The organism is Anaerohalosphaera lusitana (assembly GCF_002007645.1).
Classification (GTDB): domain Bacteria; phylum Planctomycetota; class Phycisphaerae; order Sedimentisphaerales; family Anaerohalosphaeraceae; genus Anaerohalosphaera; species Anaerohalosphaera lusitana.
The window spans coordinates 2,755,580-2,777,312 of the sequence record NZ_CP019791.1 but is presented as its reverse complement, the minus strand read 5'-3'; the positions used below and the strand labels follow the sequence as shown (position 1 = coordinate 2,777,312).

At 51.1% G+C, this 21,733-nt stretch carries 18 protein-coding genes; 9 read left to right on the top strand and 9 right to left on the bottom strand.

The features are described 5' to 3' along the window. Positions 1-9: 9 nt before the first annotated feature. Both STSP2_RS11220 and STSP2_RS11215 read right to left on the bottom strand, forming a co-directional pair. Positions 10-486, bottom strand: coding sequence for a response regulator (locus STSP2_RS11220; RefSeq protein WP_205847877.1), 477 nt, complete (start codon positions 484-486; stop codon positions 10-12). Positions 487-567: 81 nt separating this feature from the next. Beyond that, on the bottom strand, positions 568-828 hold the full coding sequence (locus STSP2_RS11215; protein WP_146662701.1) for a hypothetical protein: 261 nt from the start codon (positions 826-828) through the stop codon (positions 568-570). Positions 829-964: 136 nt separating this feature from the next. Here STSP2_RS11215 and STSP2_RS11210 point away from each other — a divergent pair, with 136 nt between their 5' ends. From STSP2_RS11210 to STSP2_RS11200, 3 genes are read left to right on the top strand one after another with little or no spacing between them, the layout of a single operon-like run. Next, positions 965-1,735, top strand: a complete 771-nt coding sequence (locus STSP2_RS11210; RefSeq protein ID WP_146662699.1) for a sensor histidine kinase — start codon at positions 965-967, stop codon at positions 1,733-1,735. Positions 1,736-1,771: 36 nt separating this feature from the next. Next, positions 1,772-3,037 carry a hemolysin family protein gene (locus tag STSP2_RS11205; RefSeq protein WP_146662697.1) on the top strand — a complete coding sequence of 422 codons (1,266 nt, stop codon included), beginning with the start codon at positions 1,772-1,774 and terminating at the stop codon, positions 3,035-3,037. After that, complete coding sequence (locus STSP2_RS11200; RefSeq protein WP_146662695.1) at positions 3,034-4,035, top strand: CNNM domain-containing protein; 1,002 nt, start codon at positions 3,034-3,036, stop codon at positions 4,033-4,035. The genes STSP2_RS11205 and STSP2_RS11200 overlap by 4 nt, the downstream gene beginning before the upstream one ends. 15 nt (positions 4,036-4,050) lie before the next feature. On the opposite strand, the gene folP is transcribed toward STSP2_RS11200, so the two are convergent. The 5 genes from folP to STSP2_RS11175 all read right to left on the bottom strand — a co-directional run bounded on the left by folP (position 4,051) and on the right by STSP2_RS11175 (position 10,675). Then, entirely contained in the window at positions 4,051-4,911 is an 861-nt protein-coding gene (gene folP / locus STSP2_RS11195; protein ID WP_146662693.1) for a dihydropteroate synthase, read from the bottom strand. Then, entirely contained in the window at positions 4,908-6,062 is a 1,155-nt protein-coding gene (locus STSP2_RS11190) for a 4-phosphoerythronate dehydrogenase (RefSeq protein ID WP_146662691.1), read from the bottom strand. Before STSP2_RS11190 ends, folP begins: the two co-directional genes overlap by 4 nt. Positions 6,063-6,297: 235 nt before the next feature. After that, positions 6,298-7,611: a xylose isomerase gene (xylA, locus tag STSP2_RS11185; RefSeq protein ID WP_146662689.1), complete on the bottom strand. Its 1,314-nt coding sequence runs from the start codon at positions 7,609-7,611 to the stop codon at positions 6,298-6,300. A gap of 63 nt (positions 7,612-7,674) precedes the next feature. Continuing rightward, positions 7,675-9,150 carry a D-xylose transporter XylE gene (gene xylE, locus STSP2_RS11180; RefSeq protein WP_146662687.1) on the bottom strand — a complete coding sequence of 492 codons (1,476 nt, stop codon included), beginning with the start codon at positions 9,148-9,150 and terminating at the stop codon, positions 7,675-7,677. A 34-nt stretch (positions 9,151-9,184) separates the two neighbouring features. Beyond that, positions 9,185-10,675 (bottom strand): xylulokinase, encoded by a 1,491-nt coding sequence (locus STSP2_RS11175; RefSeq protein WP_146662686.1) that lies wholly within the window; start codon positions 10,673-10,675, stop codon positions 9,185-9,187. A gap of 127 nt (positions 10,676-10,802) precedes the next feature. On the opposite strand from STSP2_RS11175, the gene STSP2_RS11170 reads away from it, so the two are divergent. Beyond that, complete coding sequence (locus tag STSP2_RS11170) at positions 10,803-11,930, top strand: AraC family transcriptional regulator (protein WP_146662683.1); 1,128 nt, start codon at positions 10,803-10,805, stop codon at positions 11,928-11,930. A gap of 121 nt (positions 11,931-12,051) precedes the next feature. Then, complete coding sequence (locus tag STSP2_RS11165) at positions 12,052-13,509, top strand: family 16 glycosylhydrolase (RefSeq protein WP_169853166.1); 1,458 nt, start codon at positions 12,052-12,054, stop codon at positions 13,507-13,509. 181 nt (positions 13,510-13,690) lie between these two features. On the opposite strand, the gene STSP2_RS11160 is transcribed toward STSP2_RS11165, so the two are convergent. Beyond that, positions 13,691-14,314, bottom strand: a complete 624-nt coding sequence (locus STSP2_RS11160; protein WP_205847876.1) for a PEP-CTERM sorting domain-containing protein — start codon at positions 14,312-14,314, stop codon at positions 13,691-13,693. Positions 14,315-14,928: 614 nt separating this feature from the next. Here STSP2_RS11160 and STSP2_RS11155 point away from each other — a divergent pair. From STSP2_RS11155 to STSP2_RS17905, 3 genes are all read left to right on the top strand, one after another. Continuing rightward, a complete protein-coding gene (locus STSP2_RS11155) occupies positions 14,929-15,708 on the top strand; it encodes a type II secretion system protein (RefSeq protein ID WP_205847875.1) in 780 nt (259 codons plus the stop codon). 100 nt (positions 15,709-15,808) lie between these two features. Then, the gene (locus STSP2_RS11150) at positions 15,809-17,140 is read left to right on the top strand and encodes a hypothetical protein (RefSeq protein WP_146662675.1); all 1,332 of its coding nucleotides are present in this window, start codon (positions 15,809-15,811) and stop codon (positions 17,138-17,140) included. A 97-nt stretch (positions 17,141-17,237) separates the two neighbouring features. Further along, on the top strand, positions 17,238-18,035 hold the full coding sequence (locus tag STSP2_RS17905; protein WP_146662673.1) for a prepilin-type N-terminal cleavage/methylation domain-containing protein: 798 nt from the start codon (positions 17,238-17,240) through the stop codon (positions 18,033-18,035). Positions 18,036-18,087: 52 nt separating this feature from the next. Here the strand turns inward: STSP2_RS17905 and STSP2_RS11140 are convergent, their stop codons facing one another. Further along, positions 18,088-19,551 (bottom strand): MFS transporter, encoded by a 1,464-nt coding sequence (locus STSP2_RS11140; protein ID WP_146662671.1) that lies wholly within the window; start codon positions 19,549-19,551, stop codon positions 18,088-18,090. A gap of 202 nt (positions 19,552-19,753) precedes the next feature. On the opposite strand from STSP2_RS11140, the gene STSP2_RS11135 reads away from it, so the two are divergent. Further along, entirely contained in the window at positions 19,754-21,709 is a 1,956-nt protein-coding gene (locus STSP2_RS11135) for a hypothetical protein (protein WP_146662670.1), read from the top strand. The last annotated feature ends 24 nt before the right edge of the window (positions 21,710-21,733 follow it).

Here is a 21,733-nt window from a genome sequence, read left to right as displayed (position 1 = left end):
AACCAATTTTTAGGCCTGATCGCCCTTTCCCATTTGCAGCTCCACTTGAGACAGATACTCCAGAGTTTTTTCAAGTTTATCCGAGAGGTTTTTGAGCCTCAACATTGTCTTTACTCTGGTCAGGAGTTCAAGCTTGTTTACAGGCTTGCTGAGGAAGTCATCGGTCCCGCAGTCGATCGCCCTTTCGATGTCGCCGAGTTCGCTCAGTGCGGTGACCATAATGATGGGAACTTCTGCGGTGTTCGGGTCGCTTTTGAGCCTTTTGCAGACCTCGAACCCACTAATGTGCGGCATCATTACATCGAGCAGCAAAAGATCGGGTTTTTCTGTTCTGGTTTTCTCTATAGCTTCTTTTCCGCCCATGGCTGAGATTGTTTCGCAATCGATCTCTTCTAGGTAAGCCAGGAGCAGTTCCAGGTTCTGGGCGTTGTCGTCAACTACCAGTACTTTGGGCTGTATATCTTGATTTTTGTTTTCTTCAACCATATAGCAATCTATCTCCGTTTGAACTGGGGATATTGTAAGTAGGCTTTCGGGCTCTGTCAATTCGCAATTTGGTGAGGTATATCAAGTTTGGACTGTCTTTTCCACAAAATCTCTGACTTCAGGCCTTAAATAGATGAGATCGAGGTCCGTCACGTCCGCGGCAGCGACTGCGACGTTTTCGGCATTGAGCAATGCAGGAGCGTCGGTGTCGACATAGAAGACCAATCTGTCCTTAATCCGGCAGAGACCGCCCCCACCGCCTCCCATGGGTTCGCGTTTTAGCGAAACGTCGGCGGATTCAAGAACGATCAGCAGATCTTCGAGTATTTGATCAACATCCATATTATTTAAGCGAACTCGTAACAGGTGCCGATAAATTCTTAACAGAGGCGACTTTAGAAGTCATTGCAAAACAATCATAGAATCCATTTTACTGAGTGGTAGTCAATTAGACAAATCGTTTTTTGCGGAGAAGACTGTGGCAGGCATATTGGAGAAGAGGCAGGCAATACATTCCAGACTCGCGACAGAGCAAGAGCGTAATGCGGAACTGCAATCTCATGTCGACTCGCTGCAGCCGCTTGCGAATGTGGGCCTTGTTTCGTCGATGATAGCACACGAGATCAACAACATACTGACGCCTCTGGGGAGCTACGCGGAGCTTTCGCTGCAGCATCCGGATGATCCAAATCTCACAGAAAAGGCACTCAAAAAGACGCTGGCGAACACCAAACGGGCATCACAAATCCTTGACAGCATGCTGAAACTGGCCAGCAATAAACCTCAGCCGAAGGAGATCTGCAACGTCAACGCCCTTCTGGACGAGGTATTTCAATGTATCGCACGGGATCTGGGTAAGGATGGGATCAGTGTTGAGCGGGACATACCTGAGGAGCTTGCAGTCAGCGTCCAGCCTAATTTATTCCAGCAGGTCCTAATGAATCTGATCCTCAATGCCAGGCAGGCGATGCTGCCGGCGGGCGGCAGGCTGCGAATATTGGCTGCGATCAAGACAGATTGCGTGGAAATATCCGTTTTTGACACGGGTGAAGGTATTGCGGCTTCTGATCTGGGGCATGTATTTGAGCCGTTTTTTACCAAACGCGGATCAGAAAAAAGCGACAAAAAGGGAAGCGGGCTTGGGCTGGCATTCTGCAAAAAAATTGTCGAAGCTCACGGGGGAACCATTAGTGTGGACTCCGAGAGGCATGTTGGGACCACATTCAAAATAACACTTCCAAATGCTTGAAATCGGCGCAGAATCTGGTAGTGTCTGAGGTTACTCGTGAAAGCAATACTCGCAAATCTCGGACAGATACTACTGATGATAGCTTTGCTGGCCGGTTCGGGCTTCATGTCCGGCTCGGAGACGGCGTTTTTCAACCTTACCCGCCGTCAGGTCCAGGCATTCAGGCAGTCATCTCACCGCCTGCATCTGGCAGCGGCGCATCTTCTTGGTCGGCCAAGGATCCTGTTGACCAGCCTTCTTTTCGCCAATATGACGGTAAACGTTCTTTATTTTGCAATATCGAGCGTGCTGTCGATGAACCTGGCTAAACTGATCCATCCTGCGATGGCGGGCGTTACGGGTATTGGGGCCTTTGTGCTTTTGCTTCTGTTCGGGGAGATGCTGCCCAAATCCATCGCTTATTCGCACTCGCGTCAGTTCGCGTTGGCAGCGGCGCCGGGTGTTTACCTTTGTACAAGGATTACGGCCCCCCTGCTTGCGATTTTTGATTTTATCATTGTGAGTCCGGCAGTTCGTCTTTTGACGGGCGGTAAAGTTGGTCAGCCAATAAGGCAGGTCAATCCCAAACAGTTGAAGATCCTGATCGATTCATCTTTTCAAAAGGGAGCGATTACACCTGACCAGTCACAGATATTTTCATCTGTGGTGGAACTGGGATTTCTTAAGGTGCGACACGTTATGCGGCCTCGGGTAGACATGGTCGCCTGTGATATACGCATGCCTCTTGCAGACATCAAGAAGACGATGACAGATAATGACCTTACGGTCATACCGATCTACAGCAGGGACATCGATAATTTCATAGGCGTGATCTATTTGAAAGATCTGCTGCTCAGACCCGATGAACAGCCCAACAGACTTTTGAAACGTGTGCCGTTCGTACCTGAACAGAAGAGCATCGAGTCGCTGCTTGAGTTTTTCAGGGAAAGCGATATTGAGGTTGCTGTTGCGCTGGACGAATTTGGGGGTATTGCGGGCATAATAGACTTGCAGGACATTATCGAGGAACTGCTCGGGACTGAAGAAACTGAGGGAATGGAGGAGCCGATACAGCAGCTTGGACCGTTGAAGTACAGACTTTCAGCAAATCTGCCGGTGCATGAATGGTCGCAATCTTTTGGGATAGACCTTGAGCAGAGTCGGTTTGCGACGGTTGGCGGATTTGTGACCGCCCTGCTCAGGCGTGTACCAAAGGAGGGCGATACGGCAAAATTGGGCAACATAAAGTTCACCGTCGAAAAGGTTAAAAAGCACAGGATCGAATCCATCATTCTTGAACTGGAGCCGTTGGCGAAGGAATGACAGTATTTGTATACATTTTAATACTTGCCGTGCTGGTTCTGCATGGAGCATTTTTCAGCGGATCCGAGACGGGGGTTTACAGGCTGAGCCGATTCAAACTTCGAGTCGGCGCAGAGCAACATGCTTCTTTTTACGGTCTTCTTTCCAGGACAATGGAGGATACGCACGCCCTTGTGCTGTCAATACTCATAGGCAATAATCTTGCAAATGGAATGGCAACAAGTATCGTTACTTTGCTGCTTGTCGATCTTGTCGGCAGTGAAAAAGCGGCTCAGTTGTATGTGACCTTGATAATGACGCCGGTACTTTTCGTGTTTTCCGAGGTCATACCAAAGAACATTTACTATTTCAGGGCAGATGCTATCATGCCGAGGCTGGCGCCCCTGCTATGGTTCTTTCACAAGATCTTCACGTGGTGCGGAGCAGTGAAGCTCCTAAGCGTGCTTTCCAGACTGTTCACCAGGATGCTCGGCACTCCGAGCGGCGGAGAGACAGCAGCGCGGGCGGTTGGGCGCAGCTATATGCGTCAGATAATCAGCGAGACGCATGAGGAGGGGATACTGAGCCCGATACAAACGAATATCATGCACAGGCTTGTGAGTGTTCCGACTGTTTCGGTCGGCATGGTTATGATGCCTGCGTCAAAAGTTGTCATGGTCAATGTGAAGTCAGGGCGGGATGAGCTAATGAAAGTGCTGGAGAAGTATTCGTACAGCCGTTACCCGGTTTTCGAACATGGTCGGAACCATGTTCTGGGCTTTATCAATATATATGAGACACTTCGTAACGACGAAGATTTTCATAATCTGCACAGGTTTGTGCATAAAATGCCGAGTCTGCCCGCAAATACATCCGTAATTCAGGCGATGACAGCGATGCGGGAAAAGGATCAACGGATCGCGATTGTGACTTCGGGAAATGCCAGAAAGTCCAAGATAGTCGGTATCGTGACGATGAGGGATCTGGTCGAGGAGATCACGGGCGAATTCGCCTGGTAAAGCATTCTGCTGGGGCTATGCGTTGTTTATGGCGTTGCAGACCTGAACGACTTCGGCCATCTCTGCGACATCGTGGACGCGCACTATGGAAGCTCCTGCGAGGACGGATGCAGCGACGGTCGCAGCGGTTCCGAACAGACGCTCGCTGGGGATTTCACGCCCTGTTATGCGGCCGATGAATTTCTTTCTGCTGGTGCCTACCAGTACTCGATGGTCGGTTCGGCAGAATCTGTCCAGATGCTTGAGCAGCTCAAGGTTATGGTGATACGTTTTGCCGAAACCGATGCCTGGGTCGATCATAAGATATTCAGCGGGCAGGCCAAAGCCTTTTGCGTATTCGATGCGGCTCGTAAGATATTCCAGCACTTCGCTGACAACGTCATCGTAAGACGGTTCCTTCTGCATCGTGGATGGAGTGCCCTTCATGTGCATCAGAATGGAAACGGCGTTATAGCGGGCAGCGACTTCGGGCATTTTGGGATCGCCGAAAGCACTGACGTCGTTGATGATCGAGGCTCCGGCTTTTATCGCGGCCTCTGCGACGCGGCTGTCCTGTGTGTCGATGCTTACAACCGTATCCGTTCGTTGAGTGATCTTCTCGATCACTGGTATGGCGCGGGCGATCTGCTGTTCGGCGCTGACGGGCTTAGAGCCAGGCCTGGTCGATTCCGGGCCTATGTCAATGATGCGGGCACCGTCGTGAACCATTTGCAATGCTCGTTCGATAGCGGAATCCGTATCCATGTACGTGCCGCCGTCACTGAAGGAGTCAGGGGTGACGTTCAATATGCCCATAATGATGCAGCCTTGGGAAAAATCCAGCGAACCCAGGGGCCACTCAAGTATGTCGTTTTTTGGCCGACGTTGATCTGTCATTGCACCTTGCGAACCTGAAATCCTATTCCTTTGAGCTTTGATGCCAGCGAATCGTTAGTGCCTCTCAAGGTGGCAACCGTATTCTGGAACTCGCGGCGGATGGGATACTCTTTGCGAAGCTTGTCGAAAAATGGTCCGCGTTCCGAATCGGTGATCAGGAGTATCTCCCGCATATTGAAGTCGTCTCTGTTGATGACGTAGATCTGCTGGACGGTGTCATGTATTATCTTTTGTTCGTCGTCAGGATTCGCATCGACAGTGATATCCGGGACCTGGGGCTCGGGCAGGAAGTCGTGGGCAGTGTGTCTTGGCTGAAGGTCGAAGTGGCTGCATAAGGCGTTGTAGATCATGAGCATGCCGCCCACTTTGCCATCGTAGGAATAGCCTGCGATGTGCGGTGTGCTGATCTCGGCCTTGAGCAGAAGCTCGGGATCGACGACGGGCTCTCCTTCCCATACGTCGAGGATCGCGCCTGCGAGATGGCCCTTGTTCAGTGCGTCTTTTACTGCTGCGTTGTCAGCTACGGGTCCGCGGGATGTATTGAGGAGGTAAATGCCCTGCTTTAAGTTTGCCAGGATATTCTGGTCGACAAGGTGGAAGGTTTTATCTTCGCCCTCGTGAGTCAAGGGCGTGTGCAGGGTGATAAAGTCGCAATCATAGAGTTCGCTGAGCGGCCGATATTTATCATCAGAGGTTTTGCGTTTCAATGGCGGATCGTTCAGGACGGGGATCATTCCCAGTGCGCGGCATTTGGCTTCTACACGCGAGCCGACATTACCAACGCCGACGATGCCGATGGATTTGCCTTCGAGCGTGAATTTGTGTTTCTTTGCTACCGCAAGCAGTGCAGCGACTACATATTCTGCCACAGAGTTGGCATTAGAGCCGGGGGCGGAGGCAAAACCTATGCCGGACGTTTTGAGATAGTTCTGGTCGATGTGGTCGGTGCCTATGGTGGCTGTGCCGACGAATTTGACGCTTGAGCCGTCGAGTAACTCTTCGTTTACGTTTGTGATGCTGCGAACAAGCAATGCATCGGCATCGTTGATTGCCTCTGTGTCTATGTCACGGCCGGCAAGTGTGGTGACCTGGCCCACTGAGGAGAAACAATCTGCGACAAACGGAATATTTTGGTCAGCAACGATCTTCATTTATAATGCTCCAAGAATTCACAATCAGACTGTCAGGCATACGTATTCTGATCCGGAATTTGTGATTTTAACGAATGAATTGGTGTTTTGCACGAATAATGCGGAAGAATTGTTGGTGGAAGCATGGATGTTATGGGGTTTGGCACGAAACAGGCCCCGCCTCAGCCGGTTTGCAGGGCTGATGGTGGGGCCTTGGATGATTTGCAGTATTTTTTCGAGGTGATGCGTTGGCTTGTCAGCAGATGTATTCGTTGAGGATGTTTTCGAGCATTTCCTGCCTGCCGCTTCGCAGTTCGGGCTCGCCGTTTTCGATGGTGTACTGTTCGAGCTTTTCGAAGTCAACCTTGCCTGCCTCGGTCTCGGCTCCGAAGCCGCTGTCCCAGCCGGAATAGCGTTGTTTGAGTTTCTGTTCGAGCCGGCCGTCGGCGATCATTTTTTCGGCGATCTTGAGGCCCCTTGCGAAGCAGTCCATTGCGCCGATATGTGCGTGGAACAGGTCGATCGGGTCGACGGACTCTCTGCGGAGTTTGGCGTCGAAGTTCAGGCCGCCTGAGGTGAAGCCGCCGCCCTTGATGATGGTGTACATGGCGAGGGTGCTGTCGTAGAGGTTGGTGGCGAACTGGTCGGTATCCCAGCCGAGGAGCATGTCGCCGCGGTTGGCATCGACCGAGCCGAGCATGTCGTTGGCAACTGCATATTCGAGTTCGTGCTGGAAGGTGTGGCCTGCCAGAGTTGCGTGGTTGGCTTCGATGTTGAGCTTGAAATGGTCGGTAAGGCCGTACTTCTGCAGGAAAGCGACGCAGTTGCCGGCGTCGAAATCGTACTGATGCTTGGTGGGCTCTTTGGGTTTGGGTTCGATGAAGAGGTCGCCTTGGAAGCCGATCTTCTTTTTGTGATCGACGGCCAAGTTCATGAACAGGCCCATGTGGTCTAGCTCACGTTTCATGTCCGTGTTGAGCAGGGTACTGTAGCCCTCTCTGCCGCCCCAGAAGACGTAGCCCTGGCCGCCGAGTTCATGGGTGATCTCCATGGCTTTTTTGACCTGACTGGCTGCATAGGCGAAGATCGCGGGGGATGGATTGGTAGATGCGCCGGCTGTGAAGCGTCTGTGGCTGAAGGCGTTGGTTGTGCCCCAGAGGAGCTTTACGCCTGTGTCGTCCTGGAGCTTTTTGGCGAGTGCGACCATCTCGTCGAGTTTCTTATTGGTTTCCGCGAGATTGTCCGCCTCGGGGGCGATGTCTCGATCGTGGAAGCACCAGAAGTTGACGCCGAGCTTGGTGAAGAACTCGAACGCTGCGTGCATGGTGTCTTTGGCGACCTGCATGGGGTCGTTGGAGGCGTTGTAGTTTCGGATTATTGACGGGCCGCCGAACGGGTCATCGCCCAGGCCCTTGAAGGTGTGCCAGTAGCAGACGGCGAAACGGAGGTGTTCGGCCATTGTTTTGCCGAGGACCTTTTCGTTTGGGTTGTAATGTTTGAACGAGAGCGGGTCCTTCGAATCCGAGCCCTGGTAATCGATCTTTGTTACTTCGGGGAAAAATTCATTCATTTGCTGACTCCTGTCTGTTTATTTAGAAATTCAATTTATTTTGGCGGCCTTGTAAGTAACGGGTTATGCGGGCTCCTTCGCGTGTCTGTCGGGGACCAACTTGTCTTCTTTTTTCGCTTGGTACCAAAGCGATTCCATTTCTTCCAGTGACAGGCCCTTTGTCTCAGGGACGAACTTTGCGACAAAAACGGCTGCCAGGATCGCCATGGCTGCATAGACCCAAAAAGCGAAGCCGTGATGGAATTTGTCGACGAGGAAGGAGTTTTTGTCCATCATCGGGAAGGTCCAGCTTACCAGGTAGTTAGATATCCACACCGTTGCGACTGCGAGCGCCATGACTTTGCCTCGGATCTGGTTGGGAAATAGTTCCGAGAGAAGCACCCACGTCACAGGTCCCCAGGACATTGCAAAGCCAGCGATGTATATCAGCATGCAGATCAAGCTGAGGATTCCCATCGACTGGAAAAAGAACGTCATGCCCAGGCAGAGCATGCCAAATGCCATTACCAAGGCCCCTATGATTTGCAGAATCTTCCGTCCGAACTTATCAACGGTCAAGATCGCAACGATAGTAAAAGTCAAATTTACCGCACCAACAATGATCGTCTGCAATAAGGCTGCATCTGTGGACAGTTGCATGTTCTTGAAAATTTCCGGTGCGTAGTATAGCACAACATTGATGCCCACAAATTGCTGAAAGGCACTGAGAGCGACACCTATAAAGACGATCATGAATCCGTAACTGAATATTTTAGCGGATTTATTATGGCTGATCGATTCCTTGATCTCTTTGATCTCGGAATCAGATCTGCCGGGTACAATGCGGTCTATGGTTGCTGCAGCCCTGCTTTGCTGTCCCTTAAGGACCAGCCAACGGGGACTTTCAGGAATGAACAGCAAAAGACTGAAGAACAGAACGGCCGGTATAGCTTCTGATGCGAACATCCATCTCCAGCCGATGGCATCAAGCCATTGATCGTCGCCGCTTCTGGCGATCATATAGTTAACGAAGTATACAACCAGCATCCCGAAGATGATCGCAAACTGATTCCAGGAAACAAGTGTTCCGCGTATTTTCGCAGGTGCAACCTCTGCTATATACATAGGTGTGAGCATGGAAGCGAGGCCTACGCCGATACCGCCTATTATTCGGTAGATCACAAAATGCAGAGTGTACTCCGCGCCTCCGGTTCCGAAGCGAGCAAAGAATACTTCAGGCCAGGCGGAACCGATCGCAGACAGCAGAAAGAGTATCGAGGCCAATATGAGGCCTTTTTTACGGCCGAGGCGGTCGCTTACAAAACCACCTGTTAAACCGCCTATGATGCATCCTATCAAAGCGCTGGAAACGATCATGCCCGTTCTGGAATTGGCCTGCAGCTCGGACAGATCGAGAGGCTCGATGAAGTTCTCATTCAAAGAACTTACAGTTCCTGAAATAACTGCGGTATCATAGCCAAAAAGCAGGCCTCCAATAGCAGCTACCAAAGTAATGAAGACCAAATACAACTTGGTTTTAGCTTGAGATTCATCTACCATGGAAAGCTCCTTCAGCCGGGACGGTGACACACATTTAACCAACTTCGATGTGTCTATTTAGAATTTCTATCCATTTTTCGTATGCATCTTTATAAGGCTGTTTTAATGCCTGGTCCGGCTCGATGGTGGCGGTGCATTTCAAGCCTTCGAACGCTTCGTAAAAGTCGGCGTATATTCCAGCTCCTATGCCCGCTGCTCTTGCGGCGCCCTGGGAGCCGTCGGTGTTGTACAACTCCACGGTCGTGCCGGTGATGTTGCAGAATGCTTGTCGGAAGACGGGGCTGAGGAACATGTTGGCGTTTCCGGCTCTGATCTTTTGCGGTTTGACATTCATATTTTTCATGATTGACAGGCCGTAGTTGAGGGCGAAGGCGATGCCTTCCTGGGCGGAACGGAAAAGATGGGGCCGGGAGTGTACGTTGAAATCTATGCCCGTGATCGAACCGCCGGGGCAGGTATTGGCAAGGATGCGTTCGGCTCCGTTGCCGAAGGGAATTGTTACAAGGCCTTCGCTGCCGGGGGGTATGTCGGCCGCCTGTTCGTTCATCTGGGCGTAGTCCAGGTCAGGTGCGACGTTGTTTTTCAGCCAGTTGTTCTGGATTCCCGTGCCGTTGACGCAGAGCAGGACGCCGTACCTGGGACTGTCGGGCTTGTGAGTGACGTGGACGAAGCTGTTCACCCGTGATTGCGGGTCATGGCTGGGTACGTCCGTGACACCGTAGACAACGCCTGAAGTACCGGCGGTTGCGGCTATTTCGCCCGGTCCGAGGACATTCAGTGAAAGAGCGTTGTTGGGCTGATCTCCGGCTCGGTAGCATACTTTGGTGCCTGCGGCGAGACCGAGCTCCTGTGCAGCACTGCTGGTGAGCTCGCCCTGGTCCGAGAATGTTGGGATAGCTTCGGGGAGGATGTCCTTATCTATTTCGTAGTGGTCCAGTACTGATTGGGCCAAGCAGTTTTTGCGGAAATTCCAGAGGATCATCTCGGAAAGGCCGGACTCGGTGGTGAAGACCTGGCCGGTGAGTTTCATTGCAATGTAATCGCCGGGGAGCATGGCCTTGTGGACTTTGCGGTAAATGTCGGGTTCGTTGTCCTTGACCCATTTGAGCTTGGAGGCGGTGAAGTTGCCGGGCGAATTGAGAAGATCGTTCAGGCAAGTGTCCGGGCCTAGCTGCTCGAAGGCATTGCTGCCGATCTCGACCGCCCTGCTGTCGCACCAGATGATCGAATCTCTTAGCGGTTCGAGCTGTTTGTCGACGAGCACGAGTCCGTGCATCTGGTAGGTGATGCCGATGGCCCGGATCTGTGACGGGTCAACCTGTGATATGGAGAGTATTTCGGTCGTGGCGATTTTGAGATTTTCCCACCAGGAATTCGGAGGCTGCTCTGCGTAACCCGGTTTTGGTGACCGGATCCGCATTTCATTCGATGGAGCGGTTGCTGAGGCCACTGGAACGCCTGATCCGGCGTCCAGAAGAGTAACCTTTATTGAGGAAGTGCCACAGTCATAGCCCAAAAGATACATATGCAACTCCTGAATAAGTACTGAATGCAGGACAGCTTACCGCAATTAAGCTTTGACCGGAAGGCCACTTTGCGCTAAAATATAACCAGTTTACGCAAAGTGAAAAGACACGTGAAAACCTGAAAACATGAAGAAAGTACTGATAATTGTAGATACGTCCAGAAACACGGGGCGACAACTACTGGCCGGCGCTGAGAAATATATCACAGCATTTGCCCGATGGCAGGTGCAGACTAAGCCGCCTGAATACCTTGAAAGCAGTTCGGAGGACATCTATGATCTGGACAGCTTTGACGGTTTTTTTATATGTGATGCGAAAAACATCTCAAGAATACTGCAAACCGACAAGCCCAAGGTCATCAATTACATACATGAGAGCGGCAGTGCCGGGGCGACTTCGATAGTGACCAATTCGGATTTGATAGGGAGAATGGCCGCTGATTATTTCTACTCGCTGGGCTTTCGAAATTTCGCGTATTGCGGATTTGACAACATACCCTGGTCCGAAAAGAGGCTGCGAAGCTATGAATCTCAAGTTAGTAGTTATGGCATTGAAAAAGTTTTTACATTCAACAACTCTTCGGGTTTAGGCAAAAAGAAACCTGTCATAGAATGGCTACAAAGCCTGCCAAAGCCAGTTTGTATTTTCGGCTGCAACGACGACCGAGCGATATACATCATGGAAGCATGTAAGGTAGGCGGAATCAGCGTTCCCGAAGAAGTCGCGGTGCTGGGTGTGGACAACGATGAGCTGGTGTGCAACCTGTCCTCTCCTCCTCTTTCAAGTATTCTGCTGAGCTTCGAAACGGCGGGATTTGCAGGGGCCAGACAGCTTGAAGAACTTATGCAGGGTCAGGCAAGCAATGAAGCAATAATTGTTGAGCCGGTGGAGATAATTGAAAGACAATCGACGGAGATGCTGGCGATCGAGGATAAAGAAGTGGTTTCGGCATTGGTTTATATTCGGAACAATTTCCATAAACCCATCCAGGCCAGCGATGTCGTAAACGCTACAGCCGTTTCCAGACGGTCGCTTGAGTACAGATTCAAAAACCAGCTCGACAGAACCATCAAGCAGGAGATCGACCGGTTCAGAGTCAACTACATAAAAAAGTCGCTGAACAAAACCGACCTTCCTGTTTACAAAATAGCAGCAAGTCTTGAGTTTACGGACGGAGAACATTTTTCAAGATATTTCAAGAACCTGACCGGCCAGTCACCGATGCAATTCCGGAGGAGTTTAAACAGCTTCTAGTATTTTGGCTGTCAATCGCTTTTAACTTGATTAGAAACCGGTTGTTTAATATGATGGTACATATCTTATGTCAATGCATCGGTGGGTTATATACAGTAACATTATTTTTGGCGATGGTCATATGCGTTTATTTTTATTGCTATTATTCTGCCTGAGCAATCTGTCTTTTGCGAATCTGCTGAGCAATCCCGGTTTTGAGGATGGAGGCACGGGTCAATTGACATATACGACTATTCCGGGTTGGAGCGTTTGGGGGACGAACGGCTGGCACCATAATGATCCGGGCCGAACCATTGAGCAAAAGGCGGTGAAATTATGGTGGGACGATGCCGGACTTTTCCAGGACTTCAGCGTTACTGGGGGCAAAGATTATAGATTCTCAGCGAGCATGCTTTCAGGATCCAGTGAGCCGCTGACGGGATGGGAGGGAATTGTCAAAGCCGAGTTTTATGACGGCGTCAACATGCAGCCAAGCGACGCGGTCTCTGTTACAGAGATCGGCCGATTTTATCCAGGGGACGACGCTGTAGATCAGTGGAAGAAAGTTTCCTCGACCGTAACCGCCCCTGCAGAGGCGGAGGTAGGAAGAATAGTATTCATGATAACCGGAACTTCAGGCTCGGGTGCACTGAACTTCGACAGTGCTTCGGTTGGTGCAGCCCTTCCGAGTGCCGATTTCAACGGCGACGGTCTTACTGATATGCGAGATCTGGCAAGACTGGGCGATTCATGGATGCAGGCAAATTCGGCATGCGACCTTGACGGCAGCGGATTGATTGATATTGACGATCTTTTGGTATTCGCGTCAGAATGGCTCACCGATACAACCATATATGCGGGCTATGACCTGGTATGGGCGGACGAATTTGACGGTAACACGCTGGATGAAGCAAACTGGACCAGGATGACGATAAGCGGTGCGGACAGCGGGAACTGGGAGCTGCAGCATTATACTGATGAGGCCGCGAATGCGTGTGTCGCTGACGGGGAACTGGTTATAAAGGCGATGGAGCAGAGTTACTGGTCCGCATCCGAAAACAGGATGTATGATTATACCTCGGCCAGGTTGACCAGCACGGGAAAACGAGATTTTCTTTACGGTATTTTCGAAGCCAGGATCAAGATCCCTACAGGACAGGGAATCTGGCCGGCGTTCTGGATGCTGCCGAGCGACTGGGAATACGGCGGATGGCCCGCAAGCGGCGAGATCGACATCATGGAAGCGATCAATGACACCGATGTGATACATGGTACGATACACTATGGAGGCCAGGGAGCCCATGACAGCTCGGGCGGGTCATACAGCGACGGCGGAGTAAACTTCGGGGACGATTACCATATTTACACGATGGTGTGGGAACCGACGGTTATGCACTGGTATGTCGACGGACAGCTCTATTCAACAAAATCAAGCTGGTGGAGCGAGGGGGAACCCTTTCCGGCTCCATTTGATAAACGCTTTCATTTGCTGCTTAATATTGCTGTAGGCGGCAACTGGCCCGGATCGCCTGACGAGACGACTGTTTTTCCCCAGACGATGCACGTTGACTATGTCAGGGTTTATCAGAGGGAGCAATAGTGGCAGTATCTTTGACTTCTGCCTACCCTGCATTGTGACGCCGGTGCTGATCCAATACCATTGAGGGATTATCTGGTTGGACCACCTGCGAAATGATCAACAAAAAAAAGGACGTGTCACAATGACACGCCCTTTTGCATTACTTAAGCAGAAGCCGTTTTAAACAGCTTCCAGGTAAATTTTACTTCCTGCGACGCAGTGCAAGGAGACTGCCCAGACCAAGCAGTGCCATCGATGCCGGCTCGGGAACGAGCTGCACGTTGTCCACCAGGAACGAACCGTTGTCTGTCTTGACGCGGAAATTGTAGTTTGCGGTAGGATCTGTAACTTCAAAATCAAAACCTACATAGACCCATTCGCCTGCCTGACCTTCCGTGCTGTTCAGGGCCGCAACTACGTCAGCGCCGCCGCCCCACCAGAATGCGCTCCAGTCTGGTGCGAAGATGTCTATACCTATCGTTGCGTCAACGGGAGTAGTGCCACTTGCCTTAACAAAACCACCGACATGGTACCAACCCAGGCCGTTAGTGGTTCCGAGCTGTCCCAGACCGTACGTCAAGGCGCCAGCACTCCAGCTTGTCTCTTCGAGTTTGAAACTTACCGAGCCGTCTTGGGCATCGCCGGTACATATACCCGTGCTGCCGAGACCACCCCAGTCCTCGGTCCAGAGACCGTAACCGCCGTTTGGCATGTCCCAGCCATTAACATCTGTTCCCCAGTCTTCAAAACTGGCGTTGGGCAGCAGGTTTGCCTGTACAGAACCGCAAACCGCAACCAGCAGACACAAAGCTAAAATTTTCTTCATCATTAACTCCTTCCAAAAACCCATTATACCGAAAAAAATACTAACCGCGGATCTGATCCGCGATACATTTCATGACGATAAAAGCTATAAACCGGGAAATCCAGATAAGCATCTCAGTGCCCTTTTCGGCTGATCGGGGTCGATGTTCATTATCACGCTTCTCCGGCAACAAGACGATGAGGCAGTGGGTCTCGTTTATTGGTAGCAACCGATTGCTATAAGGCATATTTTATAAATATACAGGTCGCAAAGTCAAGCATTTTTTGTGTCTGTACTGCCAAATACTCGCGAAATTCATGCTCGCAACTGATCATCTGCCGCTTCAATTGAGCATTTAAGTGCTTGATTTAAAGGCATTTAGTGCCTTTGGGGGATCAGTATCCTCCTTTGGCAAGCCCGGGGCAGAAAATTGCTCTTTGGCAATAGAAACCGTTTGCTATAGCAAATTATTTGCGATGAATTTAAAAAAGGGCTTGACTGAATGAGCCGATAAAACTACAATCAGGATTAAGCAATCGGTTGCTAACACTTAAGACCAGGGATTTTAGGCAATATCAACGGCAGGCTACAGTTTTATCTTGGAGAGCCAAAAAGAATTTATGGGAGATATTAAAGTGAATAACAAAAAAGCTTTCACCCTAATAGAGCTTCTGGTAGTCATTTCCATTATTGCGTTGCTTCTGTCGATCATGATGCCGGCGCTGGGCATGGTCAAGGAAAAGGCAAGAGGCGTCGTCTGCCGGTCAAACCTCAAGCAATGGGGCCTGTGCTACATGCTTTACGCCCAGAACAACGATGACAGATTTGCACGAGCATCGTGGGAGAACAGCAATAATACATGGATGGCCGTTCTGCGGGACTATTATGCGGATATTGACGAGATCCGTACCTGCCCTACCGCCCACAAAGCAACGCAGGGAAATCCGCCTCAATGGGGCTCGGCCGAAAACGCCTGGCGAATGAATCCGGGTGAGTTCTGGATGGAAGACGACGATTGGGGCGTGGGCAGCTATGGTGAGAATGCATTCATTCGAGTGCAGGATCCGCCAGGCGGTTCAATCTCATACGGCGGAAGTTCGGGCAAATTCTGGAAAAGTCCCAACGCCAAAGGCGCCTCGAATGTGCCAATGTTGATGGATGCCAGGTGGCAAAATCTTAAGCCCGAAAACAATCATGCAGCGCCTGATACTGACGGAGTGCTGACTATGAACTGGCAGTATGCTGACGTGGCTGCAATGCGGCGTCATGGCGACGGGATTAACGTGGTTTTCCTCGATCAGTCGATCAATCCTGTCGATGCTGAGGACCTATGGGACCTGAGATGGAACAGAGAATACAAACCAAGAGGACGGATCGAACTGCCTCAAAAGCTGGACGACGGACTGGGCCGATAGCGGAAAATGTGGTTCGGAACGAGAAAGCTGTTCCATTGAACCCCGCTCTTTTTGTAGAATGGTAAATACAATTTCTATTTATGAATAGGGAGAACGTGAGATGAAGAAGGTGATGTTGCTGCTAATTGCGGGCCTGGCGGTTGTGGTTCCGGCTCAGGCGAATCTGCTCGTCAACGGAGACTTCGAGGACGGGCCCATCGGTGAGATCAACGTCGTTGGGCTACCGGGCTGGGAATTCTGGGCCGGCCAGTACACGCTATATCATCACAGCGACACAGAACGTACGCTCGATGAAAAGGCGTGTGCGATTTTCTGGACCGACGCAGGTGTCGGTCAGTACTTTGACGCTGAGGCCGGCGTAGAATACACCCTGGGTGTGTCGATGCTTTCCTCGACCAGCACCGACACTTATAACGGCCAGCCGGCAAACATGTACGGCAAGGACGATGTGCTATCGGTCGAGTGGTATGACGGTTCAGGCGTTATCATCGGCCAGACGATCGAAGTGGACAGATTCGAGGGCGGGGTCGATCCGGACGACGTCTGGACGCTCATTTCGGGCAATGTCGTGGCGCCTGCCGGCGCGGCACAGGGTATGCTTGTCATCAGTCAGGTTGTTACGGATGCTTCCAACAACGGCGGCGGTGCACATTTCGACAATGCGTTTGTTGTCAAGGCGGGACAGGCCACTTCGCCAAGTCCGGCTGACGGAGCGACAGTCTCGACTGAGCTCGATACCATTTCATGGCAAAACGCTGCTGAGACCGCGACTGTTGACGTATGGTTCGGCACGGTCGGCGAACCCAACTCTCTGATCGCAGATGATATTGCCGCAGAGACGCTGAGTCTTTCCGCACCTCCTATCGGTTCGGCGATCACCCTGGCATCGGGTGAGGTTTACGAGTGGAAAGTCGACAGCAAGGACTCAAGCGGAAATGTAGTCGAGGGCACATGGTGGACATTCAACACGGGTAACATGGCACCTATTGCCGATGCCGGCGAGGATCAGTACATATGGCTGGAAAATGGGCAGGCCCAGGTAATTCTGACAGGATCTGTTCAGGATGACGGCATGACCGAAGGTTATACGGTTTCGTGGAGCCTGGATGCGGCTGAGAGCGATCCTGCAACAACGGTGGTCATCGATCCTAACGATGTTGAGACTACCACAGTCACTATCGACGGCGAAGGCTGGTACACGCTCAAATTCACTGCTGATGACGGGATGTATACGGATGAAGATTTCGTGGCGATCGGGGTTTATGATTCGCCATGTACGGCAGCCAAGGAAGACCCTGCTGACCCATACAACAACTATCCCAACGGGTTGCACGGCGACCTTGACGGCGACTGTGACACCGATCTGGACGACTTTGCAATACTTGCGGCCACTTGGCTCGATTGCATGAGTCCGAAGATGGGATGCTTATGAAGGTCTGACAGTTTTATGATGCATAGATGAATTTTTCTACGGGGCGCTCAGTGTATGCTGAGTGCCCAGTTTTTTGGTCATTTCCGCAGAAAATGCTATGAAGAAAAATGCAGGGTTCACCCTTATCGAACTGCTTATCGTGATTGCGATCATCGCATTGCTGCTGGCGATAATGCTGCCGGCCCTTGGCAAGGTCAAACAGAAGGCCCAGTCTGTGGTTTGCCGAAATCACCTCAAGACACTCGGCCTGGGCAACTCCCTTTACGCGGGCAGCTATGACAGCTCATACGTCCCGGCGGTAGATGCCTCGGTCCCAGATGAACCGACCTGGAACACGAGTCAGAGCTTCAGGGAGCTGGTCGGTGTAGAAGATGACGAGGGACTGGAGCAATGGGTAATGCCCGATGAATATCTTTGTCCGACGGACAAGCATTTTCGCAACGATGCGTTCTGGGCTTCGACTAACCTGAGTGTCAACCGGATAAGCTACGGATACAACATGACCGATTGGGGGCGGGATTCTCACGATCCATACAATCTTTCCGGCAACATTGCAGCGGGTGACTTTCGCGGGCTGAAGGAAAAGGACGTACGCAGGCCTTCCAATAAGCTCATGTTCATCGATGCCGGGGATATCTGGGTGAGGAAAGAAGGCGGTGACTACAAACAATACTGGGATGTCTATGGGCATGACACCGACCGCTACAAAACCGAAGCCGGGATGTGGTGGGCGACTTATTATCGGCACAGCGAAGGTGCGAACATCGTTTTTTTTGACGGCCACGTTGAGCACATGGATAAAGAAGACGTATTTAATTACACCGACGCAGGAAGCCGTGATTACAGGGTCAACGACAGGCTCTGGTTTGTCAACCCCATGAACAAGGGATACTGAACCGCCCTGCCTGCTTGCGATAAATGCACAACGCATTCAGCCGGGCGGGTTGTCAGTCGGCGGCCTGCTTGAGCTCACCCGAATTTTCTCCGACCTTGCCTCTTCTGCTCTCCAGCTCCAGCCGTATTTGATGTGCCCTATTTTCCGTTATGTCATAAGTGGCGATAATGAATATTGCGATAAGCGAAGTCGCCAGAGGTATGCCAATGTCGAACACTCTGAGCATCAGCAGCGTTTCTTGCGATTGTGCGTTGCCCAGAGTCTCGTCAAAACCTGAAACCTTTAACAGTATGCCTGTAAGCAGGCCGGCGAGCGCCATTCCAACCTTGACCATCCACCAGTAGATCGCCCCGAAGACGCCTTCCCGCCGCTGTTTTGTTTTCAGTTCGTCATAATCACATACATCCGCGATCATCGACCCCATGAGTGTAAACAGCGAACCGGTTCCAAAGGCCACCAGCGGCGCAGCGAACAAGAGCCAGTAGGGATGCTCCGGATTGTATCCGAACCATTTAAGTGCGTAGCCAACTATCGACAGTGATATGGTTATGAGGAACGTGCTTCGTTTACCGATCTTGGTTGATATCCATGCCGTTAGTGGAATTACGCCCAGTGTACAAAGAGATGTGAGCATGCCGAACCAGCCGTTCAGTTTGCCCGCGTTTCCGTCATCACCGTTGAAAAGATAAAAAATCATTATGTACAGTGAAAAAGATATGCCCAACTGAAAGCCGTTGAAAACAAGAAAAGTTGCTGCGCATAATTTAACGAACGGCTTGCACTTGAATGTAACAGCGATGCCCTTGAAGAAATCAACCATCTCCTGACTAAATGTTTTTCTTGCCCGCACCTTCGGAAAAGAAGCGAATTTTTCTCGGCAGAAAATCGCCGGCACGACACCAAGAACCGCGATAAAAATACCAACCGCGATCGCCAGTGTCCTCGCTCCGTGGACCTTATCCCTGAAGAGGTTTTCATTTGCCATAATTGCATAGAACCACGGCACGCCAAGCCAGGCAAGCTGCCCTACTGTGTTTGCGAAAGCCTGCAGTCTGGTGCGCTCATGATAATCCGGGGTCATTTCATATCCGAAAGCCACGAAAGGAGTTGCAAAAATGGTATAGGCAAGGAAAAACAGGATCGAGGCCGCCATGAATACCCAGAAATAGAAAGTCTCGCTGTAACCGTCGGGAAGCTGCCACATCAAAGCGAATATCAATCCCGCTGCAAGAGCGCCCACAAAAATGAAGGGTCTTCGTCTGCCCCACCGTGTCCTTACATTATCCGAGATGTATCCGACCATAGGATCGGAAACCGCATCGAAAATACGCGGAATAAAGCCGATCAGCCCGACAAGCATCACATCCACGCCCAGCCCCAGATTGAGAATGATCATCATAGCGGGCAATGCGGCGGCTTGCGTATTGTTAACAAGCATACCGATCGCGTAAGCGGTTTTTTGAGAAATCGAAATGCGATCCTCAGGGCGTGTAGTAAAGTGAACTGTCTGACTCATCTTAATGTTTTTCCATTTAAAGAATAAACATGGTTATGCTGATCGACGTTGATTATCATAGACTTTTTGCGACCCCCTGTCAATATCCATTTGACTGCATAAAGCATTTATACTAGAATAGCAATCGGTTTCTAATGTAAAGGCGGCAATGTCGCTGATTCGGTACTGGCTGTGGGACCCTAACGTGTCGAGGTATTTATCAATGAAATACACTTTTGAAATTATCAGATTGTTTCTGCTTTCAACTGTTATTTGCGGCTGCTCACAAGAGGATCCGGAACAAACCGTTCTTCAGACACGGAAAGAGTCCGCCCCAGTAGAGAGGACCGCCCCAACAGAATACAGAATTGAACAGGACCAGAACGGCAAATACTGGTTCGCTTACTCCGACGGAAGCCGCTTTTTGTCGATAGGCATAGACAATGTCGTGCCCTCAGCCTGGAACCCTCGTGAGAACACAGACTACTACAACGCGATCGAAGAAGTGTTCGGGGGAGACTATCAGGCATGGAAAAAGGACGTCACCTCGATACTGGCCGACCACAAGTTCAACACATTCGGGGCATGGTCCGACGGCGGACTGACTTCGGATACCATGTACCAGACGCCGTGCCTGTATGTGGCAGCCCATAAAGTCGACCGCTGTCTTGAGGGACTTCGTCCGGGCTTTGAGCAGCGTGTCCGGGACAACATTGATATAATACTCGCTGATCATCCTGACACCAGCCGGGTCATCGGTGTATTTCTTGACAACGAAGCAGCCTGGTTTGGCCGTAATGGATGGGATGACATCGCAACATATACTTTGCTCGAACTCGCTATGGACATGTCCGAAGAGGACCCCGCAAATCTGGCGGCAAAGGAATTTATCAAATCGAGGTACAAGAGTCTAGAGGATTTCAGCGAAGCATGGGGAAGGCCGCTGGACACATTTGCTGATCTGGATACCGACTATATGCGACGCTGCCTGAATGAAAAAACTCAGGCCGACAGAGATGCATTCACAAGGCTTGCTGCGGAAAAATATTTCAGTACCGCAACACGTGTGGTCCGTGAAGTGCTGCCGGGCAGGCTCATACTCGGCGTTCGCTTTGCCGCGTGGGCTCCCGAGCCGGTGATGGAAGTGTGCGGCAAATACTGCGATGTCGTATCTATCAACGATTACAGAAAGGCCCCTGAGCCAAGTGAAGCCATGCTGACTGAATATTATGTTCGCGGCGGTAAACCGCTTATGATCACGGAATTCTCCTGGAGGGCGAAAGAAAACACCAGCGGCAACCCCAACACCGGCGGTGCAGGCGCTGTCGTCGAGACCCAGGAACAGCGAGCCAAAAACTATCAGGCTTATGTAGAGGAGTTACTTAGCTACCCAATGGTGATCGGAGCACACTGGTTCGAATTTGCGGATCAGTCTCCACAGGGGCGGTTTGACGGCGAAAATTCAAACTATGGGATCGTTGACATCCACCATAGACCTTACAGTGAGGTTCTCGATGCAATGGAAGAGACGAATGGCCTGCTGGAGGGCATACATGCAAAATCTTCGCGAGAGGTTCCTACTGAATTGATCGAGGCCAGCCAGGTGACCTTCACACCGGGTCAGCACCCCGAAAGACCACCCGCGGTGGACCTGCTCGAAGAAACTCCCATCCAGGGGCCGGAACTTTTCAATGCTCCCGATGCAAAGACGAGCCTGAAAAAAGATGGCGATGTACTGACATTCGAGTACAATACCGGTGATCAGTGGGGTTGCGGAGTCATATTCCACGGCCCGAAAATGTGGGCCCTGGAATATGGGCCGAACTATGCTGTGAATCTGGACGGCTATTCGACGCTGGTAATCGATGCCGAATTCTCGCAGGACGTCACATTCGAGGTCTTCGTTGATGAAGCCGGCGTTGGTCATCATCAGTCCGAAAGCTTCAACGTCGAAGCAGGTGACGACGGTGAATCATTCACATTCGGGCCTATACCGGCATCGAGCGGCAGAAAGGAATATCGGTTTGATTTCGAGGACCTAAAGGCTCGGGTCGACTGGGGCAACCAGAGAGGTGCACGGCGTGTCGATCTCAACGCCATGAAAGGATTTGCGATCTATCTGATCGGCGGTCAGGGGCAAGGAACTATTGATATACGATCAGTCAGGCTGGTCCGATAATACCGAACAGGACATCTGTATATA